Annotated in this window: 1 protein-coding gene; it reads left to right on the top strand. The window is 71.8% G+C overall.

Annotated elements, in window-relative coordinates:
• Positions 1-355: EamA family transporter (locus FLQ44_RS01705; RefSeq protein ID WP_170252711.1), on the top strand; the 355-nt coding region annotated here is incomplete at both ends.

Raw genomic sequence — 355 nt, 5'->3', positions numbered from 1 at the left:
CCATCTCGACCGCCGCCGTGTTTGCGCACTACCTGCTGCTGCGCTCGCCGATGCAGCTGCTCGACTTCGCCCCCGCGGCCTACGGCTGGGCGCTGGCCAACGCCTTCTTCTGCACCTTCCTGCCGGTCACCTTCACCATGGCGGCGGTGCGTCGGGTCGGCCCCGGCACCGCGGCCCAGCTGTCGGTGCTCGGCCCGGTCTCGCTGGTCTTTCTCGGCGCCTGGCTGCTGGACGAGACGATCACCCTGACGCAGCTGGTCGGCACCGGGGTGGTGCTGGGCGCGGTCTACCTGCTGACGAAGACGCCTGCGGCCAGCGCGGCTTCCCGCGTCGATGGCCCGCCCGCCAATGCGCA

The organism is Vogesella mureinivorans (genome assembly GCF_007644035.1).
Lineage (GTDB): Bacteria > Pseudomonadota > Gammaproteobacteria > Burkholderiales > Chromobacteriaceae > Vogesella > Vogesella mureinivorans.
This window is presented reverse-complemented; position numbering and strand designations above follow the sequence as displayed.